At 68.9% G+C, this 21,469-nt stretch carries 21 protein-coding genes; 9 read left to right on the forward strand and 12 right to left on the reverse strand.

All coding sequences use genetic code 11. From position 1 onward, the window contains the following. Nucleotides 1-25: 25 nt before the first annotated feature. The 4 genes from edd to zwf form a co-directional block, all read right to left on the reverse strand. A complete protein-coding gene (gene edd, locus IB242_RS04420) occupies nt 26-1,939 on the reverse strand; it encodes a phosphogluconate dehydratase (protein WP_192276214.1) in 1,914 nt (637 codons plus the stop codon). A 109-nt stretch (nt 1,940-2,048) separates the two neighbouring features. Continuing rightward, the gene (pgl, locus tag IB242_RS04425) at nt 2,049-2,756 is read right to left on the reverse strand and encodes a 6-phosphogluconolactonase (RefSeq protein ID WP_192276215.1); all 708 of its coding nucleotides are present in this window, start codon (nt 2,754-2,756) and stop codon (nt 2,049-2,051) included. A 2-nt stretch (nt 2,757-2,758) separates the two neighbouring features. Then, complete coding sequence (gene glk / locus IB242_RS04430; protein WP_192277723.1) at nt 2,759-3,751, reverse strand: glucokinase; 993 nt, start codon at nt 3,749-3,751, stop codon at nt 2,759-2,761. Nucleotides 3,752-3,753: 2 nt separating this feature from the next. After that, nucleotides 3,754-5,199 (reverse strand): glucose-6-phosphate dehydrogenase, encoded by a 1,446-nt coding sequence (gene zwf / locus IB242_RS04435; protein ID WP_192276216.1) that lies wholly within the window; start codon nt 5,197-5,199, stop codon nt 3,754-3,756. A 381-nt stretch (nt 5,200-5,580) separates the two neighbouring features. On the opposite strand from zwf, the gene ugpC reads away from it, so the two are divergent. Beyond that, nucleotides 5,581-6,666, forward strand: coding sequence for a sn-glycerol-3-phosphate ABC transporter ATP-binding protein UgpC (ugpC, locus tag IB242_RS04440; RefSeq protein ID WP_192276217.1), 1,086 nt, complete (start codon nt 5,581-5,583; stop codon nt 6,664-6,666). Between the two features lie 131 nt (nt 6,667-6,797). On the opposite strand, the gene IB242_RS04445 is transcribed toward ugpC, so the two are convergent. After that, nucleotides 6,798-7,652 carry a folate-binding protein gene (locus tag IB242_RS04445; protein ID WP_343237100.1) on the reverse strand — a complete coding sequence of 285 codons (855 nt, stop codon included), beginning with the start codon at nt 7,650-7,652 and terminating at the stop codon, nt 6,798-6,800. 137 nt (nt 7,653-7,789) lie between these two features. Between IB242_RS04445 and IB242_RS20625 the strand changes: the two genes are divergently transcribed. From IB242_RS20625 to IB242_RS04470, 5 genes are all read left to right on the forward strand, one after another. Further along, nucleotides 7,790-7,876, forward strand: coding sequence for a DUF1674 domain-containing protein (locus IB242_RS20625; protein ID WP_255523452.1), 87 nt, complete (start codon nt 7,790-7,792; stop codon nt 7,874-7,876). A gap of 60 nt (nt 7,877-7,936) precedes the next feature. Continuing rightward, on the forward strand, nt 7,937-8,329 hold the full coding sequence (gene sdhC / locus IB242_RS04455) for a succinate dehydrogenase, cytochrome b556 subunit (RefSeq protein WP_192276219.1): 393 nt from the start codon (nt 7,937-7,939) through the stop codon (nt 8,327-8,329). Then, nucleotides 8,326-8,712 (forward strand): succinate dehydrogenase, hydrophobic membrane anchor protein, encoded by a 387-nt coding sequence (gene sdhD / locus IB242_RS04460; RefSeq protein ID WP_192276221.1) that lies wholly within the window; start codon nt 8,326-8,328, stop codon nt 8,710-8,712. Before sdhC ends, sdhD begins: the two co-directional genes overlap by 4 nt. Before the next feature lie 32 nt (nt 8,713-8,744). Then, nucleotides 8,745-10,535 (forward strand): succinate dehydrogenase flavoprotein subunit, encoded by a 1,791-nt coding sequence (gene sdhA / locus IB242_RS04465; protein ID WP_192276223.1) that lies wholly within the window; start codon nt 8,745-8,747, stop codon nt 10,533-10,535. Between the two features lie 93 nt (nt 10,536-10,628). Continuing rightward, nucleotides 10,629-11,411 (forward strand): succinate dehydrogenase iron-sulfur subunit, encoded by a 783-nt coding sequence (locus IB242_RS04470; protein WP_192276225.1) that lies wholly within the window; start codon nt 10,629-10,631, stop codon nt 11,409-11,411. A gap of 688 nt (nt 11,412-12,099) precedes the next feature. On the opposite strand, the gene IB242_RS04475 is transcribed toward IB242_RS04470, so the two are convergent. The 7 genes from IB242_RS04475 to cyoA form a co-directional block, all read right to left on the reverse strand. Next, nucleotides 12,100-12,657, reverse strand: a complete 558-nt coding sequence (locus IB242_RS04475; protein ID WP_192276227.1) for a response regulator transcription factor — start codon at nt 12,655-12,657, stop codon at nt 12,100-12,102. Then, a complete protein-coding gene (locus IB242_RS04480) occupies nt 12,638-13,993 on the reverse strand; it encodes an ATP-binding protein (RefSeq protein ID WP_192276229.1) in 1,356 nt (451 codons plus the stop codon). Before IB242_RS04480 ends, IB242_RS04475 begins: the two co-directional genes overlap by 20 nt. Nucleotides 13,994-14,002: 9 nt before the next feature. Beyond that, nucleotides 14,003-14,809 (reverse strand): SURF1 family protein, encoded by an 807-nt coding sequence (locus IB242_RS04485; protein ID WP_192276231.1) that lies wholly within the window; start codon nt 14,807-14,809, stop codon nt 14,003-14,005. After that, nucleotides 14,806-15,213 (reverse strand): cytochrome o ubiquinol oxidase subunit IV, encoded by a 408-nt coding sequence (cyoD, locus tag IB242_RS04490; protein WP_192276234.1) that lies wholly within the window; start codon nt 15,211-15,213, stop codon nt 14,806-14,808. The genes IB242_RS04485 and cyoD overlap by 4 nt, the downstream gene beginning before the upstream one ends. Next, entirely contained in the window at nt 15,210-15,848 is a 639-nt protein-coding gene (gene cyoC / locus IB242_RS04495; protein ID WP_192276236.1) for a cytochrome o ubiquinol oxidase subunit III, read from the reverse strand. Before cyoC ends, cyoD begins: the two co-directional genes overlap by 4 nt. After that, on the reverse strand, nt 15,841-17,853 hold the full coding sequence (cyoB, locus tag IB242_RS04500) for a cytochrome o ubiquinol oxidase subunit I (RefSeq protein WP_192276238.1): 2,013 nt from the start codon (nt 17,851-17,853) through the stop codon (nt 15,841-15,843). The genes cyoC and cyoB overlap by 8 nt, the downstream gene beginning before the upstream one ends. A 69-nt stretch (nt 17,854-17,922) precedes the next feature. Beyond that, the gene (gene cyoA, locus IB242_RS04505; RefSeq protein ID WP_225540020.1) at nt 17,923-18,963 is read right to left on the reverse strand and encodes a ubiquinol oxidase subunit II; all 1,041 of its coding nucleotides are present in this window, start codon (nt 18,961-18,963) and stop codon (nt 17,923-17,925) included. Between the two features lie 270 nt (nt 18,964-19,233). On the opposite strand from cyoA, the gene IB242_RS04510 reads away from it, so the two are divergent. The 3 genes from IB242_RS04510 to IB242_RS04520 all read left to right on the forward strand — a co-directional run bounded on the left by IB242_RS04510 (nt 19,234) and on the right by IB242_RS04520 (nt 21,415). Further along, a complete protein-coding gene (locus IB242_RS04510; RefSeq protein WP_192276242.1) occupies nt 19,234-20,565 on the forward strand; it encodes an MFS transporter in 1,332 nt (443 codons plus the stop codon). A gap of 168 nt (nt 20,566-20,733) precedes the next feature. Continuing rightward, the gene (locus tag IB242_RS04515) at nt 20,734-21,012 is read left to right on the forward strand and encodes a succinate dehydrogenase assembly factor 2 (RefSeq protein ID WP_192276244.1); all 279 of its coding nucleotides are present in this window, start codon (nt 20,734-20,736) and stop codon (nt 21,010-21,012) included. Nucleotides 21,013-21,058: 46 nt separating this feature from the next. Continuing rightward, on the forward strand, nt 21,059-21,415 hold the full coding sequence (locus IB242_RS04520; RefSeq protein WP_343237101.1) for a hypothetical protein: 357 nt from the start codon (nt 21,059-21,061) through the stop codon (nt 21,413-21,415). Nucleotides 21,416-21,469 lie beyond the last annotated feature (54 nt).

A 21,469-nucleotide genomic window follows, 5' to 3' on the forward strand; every position in this document is an offset into this window, starting at 1 on the left:
GCCAGGAACGCATCCGTGCGTGGGTTCAGGCGTCCTTGGAATCGTGCGGCGCCAACGCGGCCGATGGCGTCTGGCCGAGCTCGTACTCGGCGTCGTAATCCCAGGCATTGCCATCGTGGGCCGGCGGACCGCAGGAAATGGACAGTGCGCCCTGGTCGGCCGGGCCGACCATCGCGCGGCTGAAGGCGAACAGGTTGCGACCCAGGTCGTGCGCCGGGCGGGTGGTGTTGCCGGCGCAGTCACGCGCGTTCCACTCGGCCTCGTCGACCAGGACCTGCAACACGCCCGTCTCGCTGTCCAGGCGGACCATGTCGCCATCGCGGACCTTGCCGATCGGGCCGCCGCGTGCGGCTTCCGGGGTCACGTGGATCGCCGCCGGGATCTTGCCCGAGGCACCGGAGAGGCGGCCGTCGGTGACCAGCGCGACCTTGCGGCCCTGATTCTGCAGCATGCCCAGCAGCGGCGCCAGCGAGTGCAGTTCCGGCATGCCGTTGGCGCGCGGCCCCTGCCAGGTGACCACGGCGACGAAATCGCGCGGCAGCACGCCGGCGGCATGCAGCTTGTTGAGTTTCTGCGGCGCATCGACGACCACCGCCTGCGCTTCGACGTAGCGATGCTCCGGCTTGACCGCCGACAGCTTGATCAGGCCGCGGCCGATGTTGCCGCGGAGCAGGCGCAGGCCGCCCTGCGCCTCGAACGGTTCGGCCACGGTGCGTACCACCGACAGGTCGCCGCTGACCGTGGGGGCGGGTTCGGACCCCAGTGTCCCGTCGACGATGCGCGGCTCGCGGGTGAAGGCGCGCATGCCGTCGCCGACCACGGTCGGCAGGTCGTGCATCAGGCCGGCATCGAGCAGTTCGCGGAACACGAACGGCACGCCACCGGAGGCCTGGAAGCGGTTCACGTCGGCCTCGCCGTTCGGGTAGACGCGCGCCAGCAGCGGCACCACCTGCGAGATCTGGTCCATGTCGTCCCAGGTCAGGACCACGCCGGCCGCGCGTGCCACCGCGATCCAGTGGATGGTGTGGTTGGTCGAGCCGCCGGTGGCCATCAGCGCGACCACCGCGTTGACGATCGCGCGCTCGTCGATCAGGCGGCCCAGCGGACGGTAATCGTTGCCGAGCGCGGTCATGTCCAGCACGCGGCGCACGGCCTCGTCGTCCAGCGCCGCGCGCAGCGGCGTGCCCGGATTGATGAAGGAGCTGCCCGGCAGCTGCACGCCCATCGCTTCCAGCAGGACCTGGTTGGAATTGGCGGTGCCGTAGAAGGTGCAGGTGCCGGCCGCGTGGTAGGACTGCGCCTCGACCTCGAGCAGTTCCTCGCGGGTGGCTTCGCCGGCGGCGTAGCGCTCGCGGACCTCGGCCTTCTTCTTGTTCGGGATGCCGGCCGGCATCGGGCCGGCCGGCACGAACAGCGCCGGCAGGTGGCCGAACGCCAGCGCGCCGATCAGCAGGCCGGGCACGATCTTGTCGCAGATGCCCAGGTACAGCGCCGCGTCGAACGCATCGTGGCTGAGGCCGACCGCGGCCGCCTGCGCGATCACGTCGCGCGAGAACAGCGACAGCTCCATGCCGCCGCGACCCTGGGTGACGCCGTCGCACATCGCCGGCACGCCGCCGGCGACCTGCGCGGTCGCGCCGAGCTGGCGGGCGAGGGCACGGATGCGTTCGGGATACAGCTCGTACGGCTGGTGCGCCGAGAGCATGTCGTTGTAGGCGGTGATGATGCCCAAGTTCGGTGTCGCTTCGGCACGCAGCCGCGACTTGTCGGTGTCGCCGCAGGCGGCGAACACGTGGGCCAGGTTGGCGCAGCTCAGCGGGCTGCGGTTTGGGCCGTTGCGCACGGCCTCGTCGATCCCGGCCAGGTAGGCGGCGCGCGAGGCGGCACTGCGCTGGCGGATGCGTTCGGTGACGGCTTCGATCTTCGGATGCAGGCTCATTGGCAGTCGGCTATGAGGGGCGGAAACGAGGCCGCGCGATGGCTGGCAGCGCGGCGCCTTTCATTGGGCACCGGCACGTGGAGGTGCCGGCGCTTGCGAGGATTCGCACTTACGGGCACCAGTGCACGCACAGCGGCTCGCCCGGCAGCTGCAGGACGCTGCGGATCGGCAGCTCGCGCACGTCGTCGCCGGCCAAGGCGCGCTCGAAGATCTCGCGCTTGGCGTCGCCGCGCAGCAGCAGCAGGCGACGGCGGGTGCGGGCCAGGCCGGCGGGGGTCAGGGTGATGCGCAGCGCCCAGTCGCCGGCGACCGGGCAGCCGGTGGCGTCCAGTGCGGCGTAGGGCTGCGGATTGGCCAGCGCGCGGTCCAGGTCGATCGAGCCGGGGAACAGCGAGGCGGTGTGGCCATCGTTGCCCATGCCCAGCACCGCCAGGCAGGCATCCTGGGCATGGCCGGCCTCGAGATTGGCGGCATGCACGGCCTCGGCCACGCTCAGGCCCGGGCGCACCAGCGGTTCGAAGTGGCCGATGTCGGCGTGCTCGAGCAGGCTTTCGCGGACCAGGCGCGCGTTGCTGGCCGAATCGTCGGGCGAGAGCCAGCGCTCGTCGACCAGGCCCACGGTGACCTGGTGCCAGTCCAGCGGCGCGATCGCCAGCTGGGTGTAGATCGGCGCCGGCGTGGTGCCGCCCGACAGCAGCATGCGCGCCTTGCCGGCCGCGGCCAGTTCTGCCTCCAGCGTCCGCGCCATGTCGTCGGCGACGGCATGGATCCAGCTTTCCTGATCGGCATGCGCGCGCCAGTCGATGCGTGCATTCATGTTCAACGGACCTCCCTGTGCAACAGATCGACCGCGCAGGCGGCGGCGCCGAGCAGGCCGGCGCGCGGGTGCATGACGGCCAGCGACGGCACCCGCGCCATCGTCGGCGAGAACCGGCCCTTGGCCTCGAAGCGCTGGCGGAAGCCGGAGTGGCGCAGCGACTCCAGCATCCGTGGCACCAGGCCGCCGGTGAGGAACACGCCGTCCCAGGCGCCGAGCGTGAGCACCAGGTCGCCGGCGATGGCGCCGAACACCGCGCAGAACACGTCGACCGCGCGCATGCACAGCGCATCGCCCTCGGCGGCGCGTGCGGTGATGTCCTTGGGCTGCAGCAGGCCGGGGTCGATGCCGGCGATCTCGCACAGCGCGCGGTGGATGTTGACCAGGCCGGGGCCGCAGATCAGGCGCTCGTTGGAGACCCGGCCGAACTGCGCCGACAGGATCTCCAGGATGCGTGCCTCCTCGGGCGTGCCCGGCGGGAAACTGACATGGCCGCCCTCGGTTTCCAGCGGATAGCAGCGGCCGTCGCGGACGATCAGGCCGCCGACGCCCAGGCCGGTGCCCGGCCCGATCACCGCGTAGGTGCGCGGCTGGTCCAGCGGTGCCGGCTGCCAGGACACGCCGCCGATCGCGACCACGTCCTCGGGCCGGTACAGGCTCACCGCCATGCCCTGGGCCGCGAAATCGTTGATCAGGTGCACGCTGTCGAAGCCGAGCAGGTCGCGGGTGCGGCTGCGCGAGATCACCCACGGGTGGTTGGTGATGCGGGCCTCGTCGCCGTCGACCTTGCCGGCCACCGCGAACACGCCGGCGCGCGCGCTGGCGCCGACCTGGTCCAGGTAGTGGCGCGCGGCATCGGCCAGCGACGGGAAGTCGGCCACCGCGAACTCGCGCACGCTGTCGTCGAGCAGCGGCGCCGGTGCGTGCGGGTCGGCGAGGGCGAAGCGGGCATTGGTGCCGCCGATGTCGGCGATCAGGCGCAGGTCTTCCGCCATGCTCATGCCTCGTCGCGGCTGGGGCGCGCGACGGCGTCGAACTCGGCGGGCAGGAAGCAGGCGGCCGCCTCCGGGCCCCAGCTGCCGGCCGGGTAGTCCTGCAGCGGCGCGGCGCCACTGCGCCAGGCATCGGTGACGCTGTCGGTCCAGGCCCACGCGGCCTCGACCTCGTCGTTGCGCACGAACAGCGCGTGATTGCCGTTCAACGCATCCAGGAACAGGCGCTCGTAGGCGATGCGGCGGTTCTTGCCGGTCTGCGAGGACAGCTCCAGCTCCAGCGGATGCAGTTCCAGCGTGCCCCATTCCGGACCGGCCAGGCTGCTCATCAGGCCCAGCTCGATGTCTTCCTGCGGCTGCAGGCGGAAGGTCAGCCGGTTCGGCGCGGCGTTGGCGCCGTCCGGGCGCTCGAACAGCCAGTGGCTGACCGGCTTCAGGGTGACCGTGACCACGGTAGACCGCTCGGCCAGGCGCTTGCCGGTGACCATGTGGAACGGAACGCCCGCCCAGCGCCAGTTGTCGATGTGCGCGGTGACCCCGACGAAGGTTTCGACATCGCTGTCATCCGGCGGCGCGTACGCCTGCACCGGTGCGCCATCGATCGTCCCCGCGGTGTAGCGGCCGCGCACGCTGTGGCGGGCCGCCTCGGTCGCGCTGAACGGGCGCAGGGCGCGCAGCACCTTGACCTTCTCGTCGCGGATCCGGTCGGCTTCCAGCGAGGCCGGCGGCTCCATCGCCACCAGGCACAGCAGCTGCAGGATGTGGCTCTGGACCATGTCGCGCAGCGCGCCGGAGCGGGCGTAGTAGGCGTTGCGCCCGTCCACGCCTTCGCTCTCGGAGACCAGGATGTTGACCGAGTCGATGTAGGTGCGGTTCCAGACCGCTTCCAGCAGCGTGTTGCCGAAGCGCAGCGCCAGCAGGTTCTGCACCGCCGCCTTGCCCAGGTAATGGTCGATGCGGAAGATCCTGTCCTCGTCGGCCAGCTGGCCGAGGGTGGCGTTGATCTCGCGTGCCGAGGCCAGGTCGTGGCCGATCGGCTTCTCCAGCATCAGCCGGTGCGGCGCCTTCAGCGCGCCGCCCAGGGCCAGGCCCTCGCAGGTGCTGATGTACAGGCCCGGCGGGATCGACAGGTAGCTGACGCAGCGGCGATCGACCAGGTCGCGCACCGCATCGGCGACCGATGCGGGCGTGCGCATGTCCACCGCGCGGTAGTCCACCCGCGCCAGGAATTCATCGACCTGGCCGGGTGCCGGGGTGTAGTGACCGAGCTGGGCGAAACGCTCGCGCAGGATCTGGTGGAACTTGTCGGTGTCGTGCGGCGACAGCGCCAGCGCGCGGATCCGGAAGTCGTCGGGGAGCAGACCATCGCCCTGCAGCCGCAGCAGCGACGGGAGCAGGTAGCGCTGGGCGAGGTCGCCGGTGGCGCCGAACAGCAGCAGGGTGTCGTGCATCCGGTGGGCATCCATGGACTGTGACATCGTGGTCCGAATCTTCTCTAGGTTGGCGTCCTGGTGCCAGGCGCGGTGGGGGCGGCCCGGGCATCGGGATGGAGGTGGGAACGCGGTGTGCGGCGGGTCTGTGCCGAACACCCGAATATGGCGGGCCAGTGCGACTTTTGTCCAGTGGTCATCGCGTCCGGCGCGCGCGTTTCACGCCGTGCTGCCGCGCTTGGTGATGATCTCCCCGGAAACTGTCCCGGTGATGACGGGCGCGGCCCGGTTCGGTTTCCAGCGTTCTGGAACCGGCTTCGGCGACCTGCGATCATCGGGATCCTGTCGCTCTTCCCGCGCCGATGGTCCGGAGCGGTCGCGACGTCGGTGGTCGGAGGCAGCATGGCGGGACTGAAGCTGGACAACCTGCGCAAGGTGTATCCGAACGGGCAGGTGGCCGTGCACGGCGCCTCGTTCGAGGTGAGCGATGGCGAACTGCTGGTGCTGGTCGGGCCGTCGGGCTGCGGCAAATCGACCCTGCTGCGGATGATCGCGGGGCTGGAGGAGATCAGCGGCGGCGAACTGCGCATCGGCGACCGGGTCGTCAACGACGTGGCGCCGAAGGACCGCGACATCGCGATGGTCTTCCAGAACTACGCGCTGTATCCGCACATGACCGTGGCCGAGAACCTGGCCTTCGGCCTGAAGCTGCGCGGGCAGCCGCGCGAGCGGATCGACCAGCGGGTGAGCGAGGCGGCGGCGATGCTCGGGCTGGAAGGCATGCTCGGCAAGCGGCCGCGCGAGATGTCCGGCGGCCAGCGCCAGCGCGTCGCACTGGGGCGCGCCCTGGTGCGCGAGCCGGCGGTGTTCCTGCTCGACGAGCCCTTGTCCAACCTGGACGCCAAGCTGCGCCATTCGACCCGGACCGAGATCGCGCGCCTGCACCAGCGGCTGGGCGCGACGATGATCTACGTGACCCACGACCAGGTCGAGGCGATGACCCTGGGGCAGCGCATCGTGGTGCTCGATGGCGGCCGGATCCAGCAGATCGACACGCCGATGGCCCTGTACGAGCGGCCGGCCAACCTGTTCGTGGCCGGTTTCCTCGGCAGCCCGGCGATGAACACGCTGGAAGGGCGGCTGCGGCTGGAGGGCGCGCCGGCCCTGCTGCTGGATGATGGACAGCAGCTGCCGCTGACGGGCGCGCGCCTGCCGGCTGCCTGGGAGCAGCGCCGGATCACGCTGGGCGTTCGTCCGGAGCATCTGCTGCCGACCGGCGAAGGCGATCCCGGTCTGGACGCGCGCGTGGACGTGGTGGAGGCGGTGGGCAGCGAAGCCTTCCTGCATCTGGATGCGGCCGGCCGCGCGCTGGTGTCGCGGCTGCCGCCGCAGGCGTTGCCGGCGGCCGGCGAGCGGGTGCGGCTGCGGGTCGACCCCGCGCACCTGCATGTGTTCGATCCGCAGAACGGCGAGCGCCTGGCCGCCTGACGCACGTGCGGTGGAGGTGCCGGGGCGCTGCCGCGGCATCCGCATGCATTCCCTGCGCCGGTGCCCGGGGCCGCAGACGGCGCGCCCCCTGCAACGGCGCGCTTCTGGTCGCAGGCTTGTCGGCCTTGCGATCAGCGGCCCAGACCGTCGCGGATGGGCGCCGGAACGGCTTCCCGGGCATCGACCAGCAGCGGTCCGTCGCCGCGTTCCAGCGGCAGCACGGCCAGCGCATGGCGGGGCGCGCGACCGGCCACACTGACGACGCTGCCGATCGCGCGGCCGTCCTGCTGCACCTCGGCGCCGGCCTCGACCGAGTCGGCCACCTGCAGGCGCAGCAGTTCGCGTTTGGCCTTGCCGAGGAAATGGGTGCGGGCGACGATTTCCTGGCCGGGATAGCAGCCCTTCTTCACGCTGAACGCATGCAGCCGGTCCAGTGCGATCTGCTGCGGCGTCCACTGCTCGCGCTGTGCTTCGACCAGGCGCGGCAGGCCGCACGCCAGATCGGCCTGCGCCCAGCGTTCCAGCGCGTCGGCCGACGCTTCGGCGTGCAACGCCTCGCGTTCGCAAATGAGAACCGTGCGCGAAAGGGACTCTGCGCCATAATCCAGTTCCCACGACGCGCCGTCATGAGCGATCGACGCCCCCGAGGCGGTCGCAGGCGGCGCGAACCGGCCCAGGACGGCCAGATCGGGCCGGGCACGCAGCACCGCCTTGCGCCGGAACACGAAGCGACGCAACTGGTCGCCCAGTGCGTCGGCGTCGCCATCGGGCAGCAGCAGGAGCAGGGCATCGTCCGCCAGCCGCAACAGCGCGAACACCGCGATGGTGCGTCCCTTGGGCGTCAGCCAGGCGCTCCACTGCCAGTGGCCGGTCGCCAGCGCGACGACGTCGTTTGCGAATTGCGCCTGCGCGAAGGCGATCGCATCGGGACCTTCCAGCGCCAGCAGGGCGTGGTCGGTCAGCGCGAAGGCCGTCTGTGCGGCGATGGTCGAAGATGCGGGCAGGTTGTCAGGCACGTTAACGGGGGCTTAAAATTTTGTGCGGTGCAAGGAATCCCATGATAGGCCAAACACCTCCAGACCCAGAGTCCGCTCCCGGGACACAGCCGCCCAGGGATGAGCCGATGCCGAAGGAAATCGGCGGCCGCGACGGCCCGGAACCGACCCGCTACGGGGACTGGGAAAAGAACGGGCGCTGCGTCGATTTCTGACGCCGCATCCTTCAGCCACGCGGCCGCCGGTCGCACAGCCGAGACAACGAGTCCAGCGCAATGAGCAGCGAACGTCCCCTGTCACCCCATCTGCAGGTCTACCGCTGGCAGATCCAGATGGTCACCTCGATTCTGCACCGCGCCACCGGCGTCGTCCTCGCTGTCGGAGCGCTGCTGATCGCCGCCGCGCTGCTGGCGCTGATGCTCGGCGAAGAGCACTGGACCTGCGTCACCGGTCTCGCCGGCAGCCTGCCGGGCAAGCTGTTCCTGTTCGGCTGGAGCTGGGCCGGCGCCTACCACCTGTGCAATGGCATCCGCCACATCGTGCAGGACTTCGCGGTCGGTTACCGCATCTCCACCTTCATCCGCAGCAGCTGGGCGTCGGTGATCGGCAGCCTGGTCATCACCGCGCTGATCTGGGTCTACGTGGCCACCGCCGGAGGCGCCGCATGAGCAAGTTCCGCACCCCGCTGAAGAACGTGCGCGGCCTCGGCGCGGCCCGGACCGGCACCGAGCACTTCGTCCAGCAGCGCCTGACCGGCACCGCGCTGGCCTTCCTGACCGTCTGGTTCCTGGCGTTCGTGCTGAGCCTGGTCGGCTCCGGCTACCAGGAGGCCGTGGCGGCCGTCTCGCGTCCCTGGAACGCGGTGCCGCTGGTGGGCTTCCTGGTGGCGATGTTCTGGCATGCCCAGCTCGGCCTGCAGGTCATCCTCGAGGACTACATCCACGAGTCCGTGCTCGCTCTGGCCCTGCAGGTCACGGTGAAGTTCATCGCCGTGCTCGGCGCCATCGTCAGCGTCTTCGCCGTCGCCCGCATCGCGCTGGGCAGCGCCTGATCCACAGGGCGCAGCCCAAAGGAACCATCGAGATGTCCGCTTACAAGATCACCGAACACAAGTACGACATGGTCGTGGTGGGCGCCGGCGGCGCCGGCCTGCGCGCCACGTTCGGCCTGGCCCAGAAGGGCCTGCAGACGGTCTGCCTGACCAAGGTCTTCCCGACCCGCTCGCACACCGTCGCCGCCCAGGGCGGCATTTCCGCCGCGCTCGGCAACATGGGCGAGGATGACTGGCGCTACCACTTCTTCGACACCATCAAGGGCTCGGACTGGCTGGGCGACCAGGACGCGATCGAGTACATGTGCCGCGAGGCGATCCCGGCGATCATCGAGCTCGAGCACTACGGCGTGCCGTTCTCGCGCACCGAGGAAGGCAAGATCTACCAGCGTCCGTTCGGTGGCATGACCACCAGATTCGGCGAAGGCCCGCCGGCGCAGCGCACCTGCGCCGCGGCCGACCGCACCGGCCATGCGATGCTGCACACGCTGTACCAGCAGTCGCTGGCGCACAACGCGCGCTTCATGATCGAGTACTTCGCGCTCGACCTCATCTTCGACGAAGAGGGCGCCTGCCGCGGCGTGCTCGCGCTGGACATGGCTGAAGGCTCGCTGCACCTGTTCCGCGCCCAGGGCGTGGTGCTGGCCACCGGCGGCTATGGCCGCGCCTACTTCAGCGCCACCTCCGCCCACACCTGCACCGGCGACGGTGGCGGTCTGGTGATGCGCGCCGGCCTGCCGATGCAGGACATGGAGTTCGTGCAGTTCCACCCGACCGGCATCTATGGTGCCGGCTGCCTGATCACCGAAGGCGTGCGCGGCGAAGGCGGCATCCTGCGCAACAGCAATGGCGAGCGCTTCATGGAGCGCTATGCGCCGCACTACAAGGACCTGGCCTCGCGCGACGTGGTCAGCCGTTCGATGACCATCGAGATCCGCGAAGGCCGCGGCGTCGGCGAGCACAAGGACCACATCCTGCTCGACCTGACCCACCTGGGCCCGGAAGTGATCAACGAGAAGCTGCCGGGCATCGCCGAGAGCGCCCACATCTTCGCCGGCGTCGACGTGGCCAAGCAGCCGATCCCGGTGATCCCGACCGTGCACTACAACATGGGCGGCATCCCGACCAACTATCACGGCGAAGTCGTGCGCAAGGTCGGCGACAACAACGATGCCGTGGTGCCGGGCCTGTACGCGATCGGCGAGGCCGCCTGCGTGTCGGTGCATGGCGCCAACCGCCTTGGCTCGAACTCGCTGCTCGACCTGGTCGTGTTCGGCCGCGCGGTGGCCAACCGCTGCGCCGAGACGATCAAGAAGGGCGCACCGCACAAGACGCTGCCGTCGGACGCCTGCGACAAGGCGCTGTCGCACCTGGACAGGCTGCGCAACGCCAACGGCGACACGCCGACCGCGGTGATCCGCGACAACATGCAGCGCACGATGCAGTCCGATGCGGCGGTGTTCCGCACCAGCAAGACCCTGCAGGAAGGCTGTGAGAAGATGAAGGACATCTTCAACAGCTTCGAGGACGTCAAGGTCTCCGACCGTTCGCTGGTCTGGAACTCGGACCTGATCGAGACCTACGAACTGCACAACCTGCTGCTGAATGCGGTGGCCACGATCAACTCGGCCGAGCAGCGCAAGGAAAGCCGCGGTGCGCACGCGCACGAGGACTTCCCGGACCGCGACGACGTCAACTGGCACAAGCACACGCTGGTCACGGTGGACGAGAAGGGCGGCTGCAGCTTCGACTACCGTCCGGTGCACATGTACACGCTCAGCGACGACGTGGCCGTGGTGCCGCCGAAGCCGCGCGTCTACTGACCGGACGCCGTACGTCGATGCAGACCACGCTCGCCACCCAACACGCCGGCCGCGCACATGCGCGGCTGGCCGCCTGAGCCAACGAGAGCAGCCATGGCAGAGTTCACCCTCCCCAAGAATTCCAAGATCGGCAAGGGCAAGCATTTCCCGGCCAAGGGCGCGACCAACGTGCGCACCTTCAAGGTGTACCGCTGGAGTCCGGACGACGGCGCCAACCCGCGCACAGACACCTACGAGGTCGACCTCGACAAGTGCGGCCCGATGGTCCTGGACGCGCTGATCAAGATCAAGAACGAGATCGACCCGACGCTGACGTTCCGCCGCTCCTGCCGCGAGGGCATCTGCGGCTCGTGCGCGATGAACATCGACGGCACCAACACGCTGGCCTGCACCAAGGCGATCGATGCCTGCGGCAAGGCCGAGGTGCCGATCTACCCGCTGCCGCACATGAGCGTGGTCAAGGACCTGGTGCCGGACCTGACCCACTTCTACGCGCAGTACGCGTCGATCAAGCCGTGGATCCGTACCCAGACCCCGGCGCCGCCGGACCGCGAGCGGCTGCAGTCGCCGGAAGACCGCAAGAAGCTCGATGGCCTGTACGAGTGCATCCTGTGCGCCTGCTGCTCGACCAGCTGCCCGAGCTACTGGTGGAACGGCGAGCGTTACCTGGGCCCGGCGATCCTGCTGCAGGCCTACCGCTGGATCATCGACTCGCGCGACGAGGACACCGGTGCGCGCCTGGACGACCTGGAAGATCCGTTCCGGCTGTACCGCTGCCACACCATCATGAACTGCGCCCGGACCTGCCCGAAGGGGCTGAATCCGGCGCTGGCGATCGCCGAGATCAAGAAGCTGATGATGGCGCGCCGCGCCTGAGTCCGGGCGTCGCGCAGTCAGGAAAGAGCCCGGCCATCGCCGGGCTTTTTTCTGCACGCTGCAGGCGCCGGGTTTTCCGGCGCCTTACGCGCCCGTTGCGGATATCCGCCAGCAGTGAGCGTTCGTTTCGGGTGCGTGTTCCGGAACGGAATGAACGTCCGCGCTTTCATGCCGGCCGCGGCCACGCTGGAAGCGGCGGGGGTGTGGCCTCTGCGCGCGATGCAAGGTGAGGCGTCGGCCACGCGTGGCGCCGGAGGACATGAGCGGGCGGAGGCCACCGGCCCGTCGCTCGAGCCGTTCTGATCGACCCACCCCTGACGCATCGGTCAGCCAGCGCGGTCGGTCGTGGGGCCGCATTGGGCTTGCTGCCCGCTCCAGCGCTCGTGGGTGCACGTGTCGGGGCTCTGCGCGCACCACGCGGAACAGCAGGAGCACCGCTGTTTTCCGGACAGCCGCTACCACGTCAAAGCGGAGAACATTGGCGTCCGAGCTTGCCGACGCCGCCTGAATCCCACGACCCTCGACATGGGACATCGACGACCCGACGCGCCCCGCGGCCTCCTGGCGGCACGTCAGGCAGGAGGCGTCAGCGACGCTGGAAGACGGGAGCGGCAGGAGGCTTCTTCTTCGCCCCTGCCATCCGGATCACCTCGTTCCGACGCCTCGCTCAGTCTCGGCGCAGAGAAAACTACTTGACCTGCTGCTTGCCCAGCTTGCGGGCCAGCGTGCGGCGGTGCATGCCCAGCCGGCGCGCGGTCTCGGAGACGTTGAAGCCGGTCTCGGCCAGCACCTCGTGGATCCGCTCCCATTCCAGGGTCTTGATCGAGGTCGGGCGCTGGGTGAGGTCGACGTCGGTCTTGCCCTCGGCACGACTGAACGCGGCTTCGATGTCGTCGGTGTTGGACGGCTTGGCCAGATAGTGGCAGGCCCCGAGCTTGATCGCCTCGACCGCGGTGGCGATGCTGGCGTAGCCGGTCAGCACCACGATCAGCATGTCCGGGTCGTGCGCATGCAGCGCCTGCACGCAGGCCAGGCCGGAACTGCCGCTGGCCAGTTTCAGGTCGACCACGGCGTAGCCGGGCGAGTAGTCGGCCAGGACTGCCGGCAGCTCGGACACGCTGGTGGCATGGCGCACTTCGTAACCGCGGCGTTCGAACGAGCGACCCAGGGTCCGGGCGAAGGCGGCGTCGTCCTCGACGACCAGCAGCTGCCGGGTAGGAGCGGTTTCAGGGGTGGGCTCGGTCATCGTCGGGTTCTTCCAGTGTCAGCGACGCCAGGGGCAGGTCCAGTGTCACCTCGGCGCCATGGGGGTCGCGGTTGGCGGCACGCAGGGTGCCACCGAGACTGCGGGCGACGTTCAGCGACAGGAACAGGCCGAGGCCGCCGCCGGGTCGCCCCTTGCTGGAATTGTAAGGCTTGCCGAACGCCGCCAGCTGCGCGGTGGCGAAGCCGGGACCGCGGTCGGTGACGCGCAGGCGCAGCCGCTCGCCCTGTTCGCCCTCGCGGACGACCTCCAGGCCGACCCAGTCGGGCGAGGCTTCCAGCGCGTTGTCCAGGACGTTGCAGATCATCTGCTTGAGTCCGGAGTCGGACACGATCGGCAGGTCGTCGGCTAGCGCGCGCCGATAGTCGAGATCGCGCACCGGCCGGGTCGCGCACCATTCGCTGACCAGGTCGTCCAGGAACACGGCCAGCGTGGTCTGCACCGGCGCTTCGCCGCGGGCCTCGCCGGCCGACAGCAGGATGCCGGTGACGATCGACTTGCAGCGGGTCAGCTGGGTCTGCATCTCGTCCAGGTCCTGCTGCAGCTCCGGATGGTCGTAGAACGGCGCCATCCGCCGCCAGTCGCCGAGCAGCACAGACAGCGTTGCCAGCGGCGTGCCCAGTTCGTGCGCGGCACCGGAGGCGAGCAGGCCCATCCGCACGATGTGTTCCTCTTCGGCGGCCTGCTGGCGCAGGTCGGCCAGGCGCGCGTCGCGGTCGCGCACGATCCGCGCGATGCGGGTGATGAACAGGCCGGTCAGCACGATGGTCAGCAGGAAGCAGGCGAGCAGGCCCTGGATGTAGGGATCGGCCACGCCCAGCGCCGGGTCGGCCGCGATCCGCACCGGGCCGGGCACGATGGTGAGGCCGAGCACGCAGACCAGGCTGGCCAGGACCACCGTCCAGCTCGCCCAGGGTTTGAGCAGGACCGCTCCGAGTGCGACCTGCAGCAGGTACAGGAACACGAACGGATTGGTGATGCCGCCACTGAGATGCAGCTGCGCGGTCAGGCTGGCGACATCGACCAGCAGCGCGACCAGCAGCGCCGGGTTGCTGACATCGAGCCGGTTGCGCCAGTACAGCAGGCTGGCGAAATTGAACACGGCCAGAAACGCGGCCACGCCGAGCATCGCCGCCAACGGCAGCGCGATGCCCAGCACGAAATGCACGAACAGGATCGTGCCCAGCTGGCCGACGATGGCCAGCCAGCGCAGCTGCACCAGCTGGTGCATGTTGCGCACGCCGGCACCGAGCAGGGTGTGCGTGCGCGCGTGTGCCAGCGGACTGCCGCCGCGGTCGGGACGAAGGCTGAAAGGCATCTGCGAAGTCTATGCCGGTTCGCCGGAGTGCGCGTCCTTCCAGCGTCGCCGGATCCGCCGTTCCTCGACCGCGAAGCGCCAGCCGCCGCCAAGCACCAGCAGCGCCAGTGCGAACCAGGTCAGCGCATAGCCGAGGTGGTTGTTGCGGAAGCTGACCACGGTGAGGCCGCCGCGCGGCCATTCCGGCGTTTCGGCGCCGCCACGTTCTGCGTCCACGAAGTAGGGGGCGACGCGCTCCAGCTCACGGGCATGGGCGATGGCGGCGACATCGCGCGAGAACCAGCGGTCCGCGGCCGGGGCGTTGTCGCGCAGGAAGCCACCGCCGGGCTCGCTCAGCCGCAGCAGGCCGGTGACGGTGACCGGCGCATCGCCCGCCGGCTCCTGCGCGGGCGCCTGCCAGCCCGTGGGGACCAGGCCGCGGTTGACCAGCACGATGCTGCCGTCATCGAGCTGCAACGGCGTCAGCAGCCAGTGGCCGGAGCCGGCTTCGGTGACGGCGAGCACCCGGGTGTCGTGTCCGGCCATCCAGTGGCCATGCATCTGGACGCGCCGGTACTCGTGATCGGACGCGGTGACCGCATCCCACTCCGAGGGGGGAGGCGGGGCGACCGGTGCGGCATGGATCCGTCCCTCGACCCGCTCGATCAACTCCAGCTTCCAGCCCAGCCGCATGACCTGCCAGGCGCCGAGAGCGGCGAACAGGGCGGCGCCGAGACCGAAGGACAGGGCCAGCACGGCCAGCACGAGCCGGCCGCGTGGCGGGCGCAGGCCGTCGACGCGGGAAGGCCCGTCGCCGCGGCCTGCGGTATCGCTCATGGCTGCACGCGCGCTTCGTGCGGCGACATCGGCATCATGTTGGTGTTGAGGTGGTACATCACCCACAACGAACCGGCCATGACGATGACCACCAGCACCAGGGTGAAGATCAGGGCCAGCATGTTCCAGCCGCCTTCGGACCTGGCGTTCATGTGCAGGAAGTAGACCATCTGCACCACGATCTGGACCACCGCGAAGCCGAGGATGACCAGCGCGGTGGTGCCCGAATCGGCGAACACGTTGCCCATCACCAGCCAGAACGGGATCGCGGTCAGGATCACCGACAGCACGAAGCCGATGACGTAGTCGCGCATGCTGCCATGCGGCGCGCCGTCGTCGTGGTGGTCGTCGTGACCGTGATGGTCGTGGCCGTGGGCGGCGTGCGGGTCGGCAGGCAGGCTCATGGCAGCACTCCCATCAGGTAGACGTAGGTGAAGACGCCGATCCAGACGACGTCGAGGAAGTGCCAGAACAGCGACAGGCACATCAGGCGGCGACGGTTCTCCGGGCCCAGGCCGTACTTGTTGACCTGGACCATCAGCACCACCAGCCAGATGATGCCGAAGGCCACGTGCAGGCCGTGGGTGCCGACCAGGGCGAAGAACGACGACAGGAACGCGCTGCGCTGCGGGGTGGCGCCCTGATGGATCAGGTGCGCGAACTCGTACAGCTCCAGGCCGAGGAACGCCAGGCCGAACACGCCGGTCACTGCCAGCCAGCCGATCACGCCGGCGGTGCTGCGCTGCTGCATCTTCAGCATCGCGAACCCGTAGGTGATCGACGAGAACAGCAGCATCGCGGTGTTGATCGCCACCAGCTGCAGGTCGAACAGATCGGCGCCGGTCGGGCCGGCGGCGTAGCTGCGTCCGAGGACGCCGTACACCGCGAACAGGCAGGCGAAGATCAGGCAGTCGCTCATCAGGTACAGCCAGAACCCGAGCAGGGTGCCCTGCTGCGGATGGTGCTTGCCTGCGAGGTCGTAGAACACCGGCGGAGTGCCCGGTGCCGCGGAAGCGGGGAGGGTATTGGCGTCAGACATGGGCGTTCAGCGTCCGGGTACGTTCGTCCTCGGTCCGGGCAACCTGCTCGGCCGGGATGTGGAAGTCACGCTTGTAGTTGAAGGTGTGCACGATCGAGGCGATCACCGTGGCGGCGAACGAAGCCGCCACCAGCCACCAGATGTGCCAGACCAGGGCGAAGGCGCAGACCGTGCTCAGGCCGGCGATCACCACGCCCGCGGCGGTGTTCTTCGGCATGTGGATCGGCAGGAAGCCCGAGACCGGACGCTGGAAGCCACGCTTCTTCATGTCCCACCACGCATCGTTGTCGTGCACGACCGGGGTGAAGGCGAAGTTGTAGTCCGGCGGCGGCGAGGAGGTCGACCATTCCAGGCTGCGCGCATCCCACGGATCGCCGGTGTGGTCACGCAGCGCCTCGCGGTTGCGGAAGCTGACGTAGATGCAGATCAGGAAGCAGGCGATGCCGATGGCGACCAGGACCGCACCGAAGGCGGCGATCTGGAACCAGATCTGCAGCGACGGGTCGTCGAAGTGGCTCATGCGGCGGGTCACGCCCATCAGGCCCAGCACGTACAGCGGGGTGAAGGCGAACCAGTAGCCGGCCAGCCAGAACCAGAAGGACATCTTTCCCCAGAAGTCGTTGAGCTTGAAGCCGAACGCCTTCGGGAACCAGAAGGTCATGCCGGCGAACAGGCCGAACACGACGCCGCCGATGATCACGTTGTGGAAGTGCGCGATCAGGAACAGGCTGTTGTGCAGCACGAAGTCGGCCGGGGGAACGGCCAGCAGCACGCCGGTCATGCCGCCCACGACGAAGGTCACCATGAAGCCCACGGTCCACAGCATCGGCACTTCGAAGCGGATGCGGCCGCGGTACATCGTGAACAGCCAGTTGAAGATCTTCGCGCCCGTCGGGATCGAGATGATCATCGTGGTAATGCCGAAGAACGAGTTGACGCTGGCACCCGAGCCCATCGTGAAGAAGTGGTGCAGCCACACCAGGTACGACAGGATCGTGATCACCACGGTCGCGTAGACCATCGAGGTGTAGCCGAACAGGCGCTTGCCCGAGTAGGTCGAGACGATCTCGGAGAAGATGCCGAAGCACGGCAGGATCAGGATGTAGACCTCCGGGTGGCCCCAGATCCAGATCAGGTTCACGTACATCATCGGGTTGCCGCCGAGATCGTTCGTGAAGAAGTTGGTGCCCACGTAACGGTCAAGGGCCAGCAGTGCCAGCACGGCGGTCAGCACCGGGAACGACACGACGATCAGCACGTTGGTGCACAGCGCGGTCCAGGTGAACACCGGCATCTTCATCAGTGTCATGCCCGGGGCACGCATCTTGATGATGGTCACCATCAGGTTGACACCTGACAGCAATGTGCCGACGCCCGCGATCTGCAGTGCCCATATGTAGTAGTCGACGCCCACGTCCGGGCTGTAGTCGATGCCCGACAGCGGCGGGTAGGCCAGCCAGCCGGTCTTCGCGAACTCGCCCACGAACAGCGACACCATGACCAGCACGGCGCCGGCCGTGGCCATCCAGAAGCTGAAGTTGTTGAGGAACGGGAAGGCGACGTCGCGGGTGCCGATCTGCAGCGGGACCAGATAGTTCATCAGGCCCGTGACCAGCGGCATGGCCACGAAGAAAATCATGATCACGCCGTGGGCGGTGAACACCTGGTCGTAGTGGTGCGGCGGCAGGTAGCCCATGTTGTCGCCGAAGGCCATCGCCTGCTGCATGCGCATCATCAGCGCATCGGCGAAGCCGCGCAGCAGCATCACCAGGCCCAGCACCATGTACATGATGCCGATCTTCTTGTGGTCGATGCTGGTGAACCAGTCACGCCACAGGGTGCCCCACAGCTTGTAGCGGGTGATCAGGGCGAGGATCGCGATGCCGCCGAGCATCGTGCCGACGAAGGCCGACAGGATCACGGGGTCGTGCAGCGGGAACGACTCCCAGCCCAGATGGCCGGTGAGCGGGTTGTACGGGGCGGAGGTGGAGTGCGGGGAGGACATGATTCGGGGCTTCCGTCATCGAACCGCCGCCCGCCCGCGGATGCGCGGGGTGGGCGGCGGCGTGCGCGCTCAGGGGGCGGAGCGGGAGAGAGTGGTGGCCAGGCCGGGCGCAGGCGCGTCGTCGACGGCGCACATCGCGGACTGCACGTACATGCGGCCACGCAGGTCGCCGGTGCGGCGCGCTTCGAGTCCTTCCACGCCGGTGCGGCCCGAGCCGTTGCCGGCGTCGATGGCCATCATCTCGTGCATGCACATGCGGCGCGGATCGACGCAGCGGTTGAGGATCGCGTCGTACAGGCCGTTGCCGACGCTGGCGTAGTAGCGCACCGGCTCGGCTTCGCTGGGCTTCTCCAGCTGCTGGTAGCCCTCGCGCTCCAGCGCGCCACCCTCGGCGCGGACCTTCTCCACCCAGGCGTCGAAGCCGGCCTGGTCCAGGCCGTGGAAGGCGAAGCGCATCTTGGAGAAGCCGGCGCCGCTGTAGTTGGCCGAGAAGCCTTCCCACTCGCCCGGCGAGTTGATCACCGCGTTGAGCTGGGTCTCCATGCCCGGCATCGCGTAGATCATGCCGGCCAGGGCGGGCACGTAGAACGCATTCATCACGGTGGAAGCGGTGATCTTGAAGCGGATCGGGCGGTCCACCGGCGCGGCCAGTTCGTTGACCGTGGCGATGCCCTGTTCCGGGTACAGGAACAGCCACTTCCAGTCCAGTGCCACGACCTCGACCACCAGCGGCTCCACGCCCTCGGGGATCTCGCGGGCGGCGTCGATCCGGTCGAGCGGACGGTAGGGGTCCAGCTTGTGGGTGCTCACCCAGGTGATCGCGCCCAGGGCGAGGATGATCGCCAGCGGGGCGGCCCAGATCACCAGCTCCAGCTGGGTCGAGTGGTCCCAGTCCGGCTTGTAGGTGGCCTTGGTGTTCGATGCCCGGTAGCGCCAGGCGAAGAACAGGGTCAGGAAGATCACCGGGACGATGATCAGCAGCATCAGGATCGTCGAGATGATGATCAGATCGCCCTGCTGCCTGGCGATGTCGCCGGGCGCGTTCAGCAGGATCGTGTTGCAGCCGGCCAATGGAATCGCCAATGCGGCGGCCATGAGCAGGCGGCTCAAGTGCTTGAGAGTAGACATCGGGGCTGGGGGCTTTGGAGGGGCTGCCGCGTCGCCGCGGCAATGCGGAATTTTACGGGACGCGGCCCGGGGGAGGGAGTGGACGATTTGTCCTATGGTGTTTCGGGTGGATCTGTCCTATGGCATTTCCGTGCGACTGGTGGGATGCTGCGATCGCAGTCCGCAGTCCTTCGCGTGGCGCTCTCCACCCGCGCTTCGCGGTGACTTCGGCATCCTGCCCCCATCCACGCAGCCTGTCCAGCAAGGATGTCAATGAGCGCAACAGCTTCAGCAACGAACCACACCGTCTCCGTTCACGGTGAGAATTCCAGCACCCACCACGAGGTGGCGCCCGGCGAGATCGCGGTCGGCGTCGTGATCGGGCGCGCCTCCGAGTACTTCGACTTCTTCGTCTACGGCATCGCCTCGGCGGTGGTGTTCCCGACGGTGTTCTTCCCGTTCGCCGATCGCCTGCAGGGCACCCTGATGGCGTTCGCGGTCTTCGCGCTCGCCTTCATCTCGCGCCCGCTGGGCACCATCCTGTTCATGTGGATCCAGGACCGCTGGGGCCGCGGGGTCAAGCTGACCGCCGCGCTGTTCCTGCTGGGCACCTCGACCGCCGGCATCGCCTTCCTGCCCGGCTACGCGGCGCTGGGCACCGCGGCGATCGTGCTGCTGGCCCTGTTCCGCCTGTCGCAGGGCGTGGCCCTGGGCGGTTCCTGGGACGGCCTGCCGTCCCTGCTGGCGCTGAATGCGCCCAAGCACAAGCGCGGCTGGTACGCGATGCTCGGCCAGCTCGGCGCCCCGGTCGGTTTCATCGTGGCCGGCGCGCTGTTCGCCTTCCTCCTGTCCAACCTGTCCAGCGACGACTTCTATGCCTGGGGCTGGCGCTATCCGTTCTTCGCGGCGTTCGCGCTGAACGTGGTCGCGCTGTTCGCGCGCCTGCGTCTGGTCGTGACCCACGAGTACGAGGCCCAGATGGGCGAGCGCGAACTGGCGCCGACGCCGGTCGGCGAGCTCTTCTCGGAAAAGGGCCGGCACGTGGTCATCGGTGCGTTCGCGGCCCTGGCCAGCTACGCGCTGTTCCACATCGTCACCATCTTCCCGCTGTCCTGGATCCTGCTGTATTCCGAGCAGCCGCTGGATGGATTCCTGTGGGTGCAGGTACTCGGCGCCTTCCTGGCGGTTGGTGGCGTGATTGCCTCCGGCCTGCTGGCCGACCGGTTCGGCCGGGTGCGCACGCTGGGGGCGTTCGCGGTGCTGATCGCACTGTTCAGCTTCGTCGCCCCTTTCCTGATGGATGGCGGCAATGCCGGGCAGGACGCATTCATCCTGATCGGCTTCGTCCTGCTCGGCCTGTCGTACGGCCAGGCCTCGGGCGCGCTGACCCGCAACTTCGGCTCGCGCTACCGTTACACCGGCGCTGCGCTGACCTCCGACCTGGCCTGGCTGATCGGCGCGGCCTTCGCCCCGCTGGTGGCGCTGTGGCTGAGTGCCCATTTCGGGCTGGTGTACGTGGGCGCCTACCTGCTGTCGGGCGCGGTCTGCACGCTGCTGGCACTGGGCACCAACCGCTGGCTGACCCAGCGCACCGCCCAGGTCTGATCCGGGCGGATGCTGCAATCGTCATGCGCCCGCCGGTGAGGGGGGGCATCTTCCGGAACGGGCGGCCGATGGCCGCCCGTTCCGCGTTGTGGGGTGGCCGGCCGGCGCCTTGTTGCCCCGGCAGGGCGCGGTCAGAATGGCCGGTTTCCACCGTTGCGTCAGGCTGTCATGCAGGACCCGATCTCCCAGGCCGTCGATCTCGCCGAGCCGGCCGAACTCAAGCGCATCCGCTGGCGCTGCCGGCGCGGCATGCGCGAGCTCGACCAGCTGTTCGAGCGCTATCTGGCGCGACTGTATCCGCAGGCCTCCGAGGCGCAGCGGGTGGTTTTCCTACGGTTGCTGGAATGCGAGGACGATAAGTTGTGGCGCTGGTTCATGGGCTACGAGGCCTGTCCCGATGCCGAACTCGCCGCCCTCATCGCCGATATCCGCGCCCTGCCGGCTTGAGTGGCGTCCGTCGCGCTGGCTGGGCGCGATCCTCCTGTCGTTGAGCGTGCTGGCTCCGCTGTCGGTGCTGGCTTCCGGGCTGCCGCGCGCAGCCGCGTGGCCACTGGCAGCGGCGGTGGGCGTGGGTGGCCTGTACCGCTGGCGGGTCGAGCGCGCACGTCCACCGGCGGTGCTGGTGCTGCCGCCCGGCGCACAGCCGGCTACCTTTGATGGGATCGAACTGCGCGATGTCGCGCTGGCCTGGCGCGGACGTCTGGCCTTTGTCGTGATGCGGACGCGGGAGGGGCGGCGCACCCGTCGCGTATGGTGGCCGGACACGCTGCCGGCCGCGTCGAGGCGTGAACTGCGGCTGGCCGTGCGGGCCCGGCAGGCTTCGCGGCCGCCGCCGCCGGTGGCACCATAGGCGACCGTTCCAAGGCCCCCTCCGGCGCCTGGCGCAGCGAGGATCCGCAAAGGA

This window comes from Xanthomonas sp. XNM01, assembly GCF_014851915.1.
Lineage (GTDB): Bacteria > Pseudomonadota > Gammaproteobacteria > Xanthomonadales > Xanthomonadaceae > Pseudoxanthomonas.

Bases quoted from the DNA above. Each gene is read 5' to 3' on its own strand.
- cyoB (WP_192276238.1), bottom strand. From the start codon at position 17,853: ATGTCCTCCCCGCACTCCACCTCCGCCCCGTACAACCCGCTCACCGGC.
- IB242_RS04470 (WP_192276225.1), top strand. From the start codon at position 10,629: ATGGCAGAGTTCACCCTCCCCAAGAATTCCAAGATCGGCAAGGGCAAG.
- ugpC (WP_192276217.1), top strand. From the start codon at position 5,581: ATGGCGGGACTGAAGCTGGACAACCTGCGCAAGGTGTATCCGAACGGG.
- IB242_RS04510 (WP_192276242.1), top strand. From the start codon at position 19,234: ATGAGCGCAACAGCTTCAGCAACGAACCACACCGTCTCCGTTCACGGT.
- zwf (WP_192276216.1), bottom strand. From the start codon at position 5,199: ATGCACGACACCCTGCTGCTGTTCGGCGCCACCGGCGACCTCGCCCAG.
- IB242_RS04485 (WP_192276231.1), bottom strand. From the start codon at position 14,809: ATGAGCGATACCGCAGGCCGCGGCGACGGGCCTTCCCGCGTCGACGGC.
- sdhC (WP_192276219.1), top strand. From the start codon at position 7,937: ATGAGCAGCGAACGTCCCCTGTCACCCCATCTGCAGGTCTACCGCTGG.
- IB242_RS04515 (WP_192276244.1), top strand. From the start codon at position 20,734: ATGCAGGACCCGATCTCCCAGGCCGTCGATCTCGCCGAGCCGGCCGAA.
- sdhA (WP_192276223.1), top strand. From the start codon at position 8,745: ATGTCCGCTTACAAGATCACCGAACACAAGTACGACATGGTCGTGGTG.
- IB242_RS04480 (WP_192276229.1), bottom strand. From the start codon at position 13,993: ATGCCTTTCAGCCTTCGTCCCGACCGCGGCGGCAGTCCGCTGGCACAC.
- cyoD (WP_192276234.1), bottom strand. From the start codon at position 15,213: ATGAGCCTGCCTGCCGACCCGCACGCCGCCCACGGCCACGACCATCAC.
- pgl (WP_192276215.1), bottom strand. From the start codon at position 2,756: ATGAATGCACGCATCGACTGGCGCGCGCATGCCGATCAGGAAAGCTGG.
- IB242_RS04475 (WP_192276227.1), bottom strand. From the start codon at position 12,657: ATGACCGAGCCCACCCCTGAAACCGCTCCTACCCGGCAGCTGCTGGTC.
- glk (WP_192277723.1), bottom strand. From the start codon at position 3,751: ATGGCGGAAGACCTGCGCCTGATCGCCGACATCGGCGGCACCAATGCC.
- edd (WP_192276214.1), bottom strand. From the start codon at position 1,939: ATGAGCCTGCATCCGAAGATCGAAGCCGTCACCGAACGCATCCGCCAG.
- IB242_RS20625 (WP_255523452.1), top strand. From the start codon at position 7,790: ATGCCGAAGGAAATCGGCGGCCGCGACGGCCCGGAACCGACCCGCTAC.
- sdhD (WP_192276221.1), top strand. From the start codon at position 8,326: ATGAGCAAGTTCCGCACCCCGCTGAAGAACGTGCGCGGCCTCGGCGCG.
- cyoC (WP_192276236.1), bottom strand. From the start codon at position 15,848: ATGTCTGACGCCAATACCCTCCCCGCTTCCGCGGCACCGGGCACTCCG.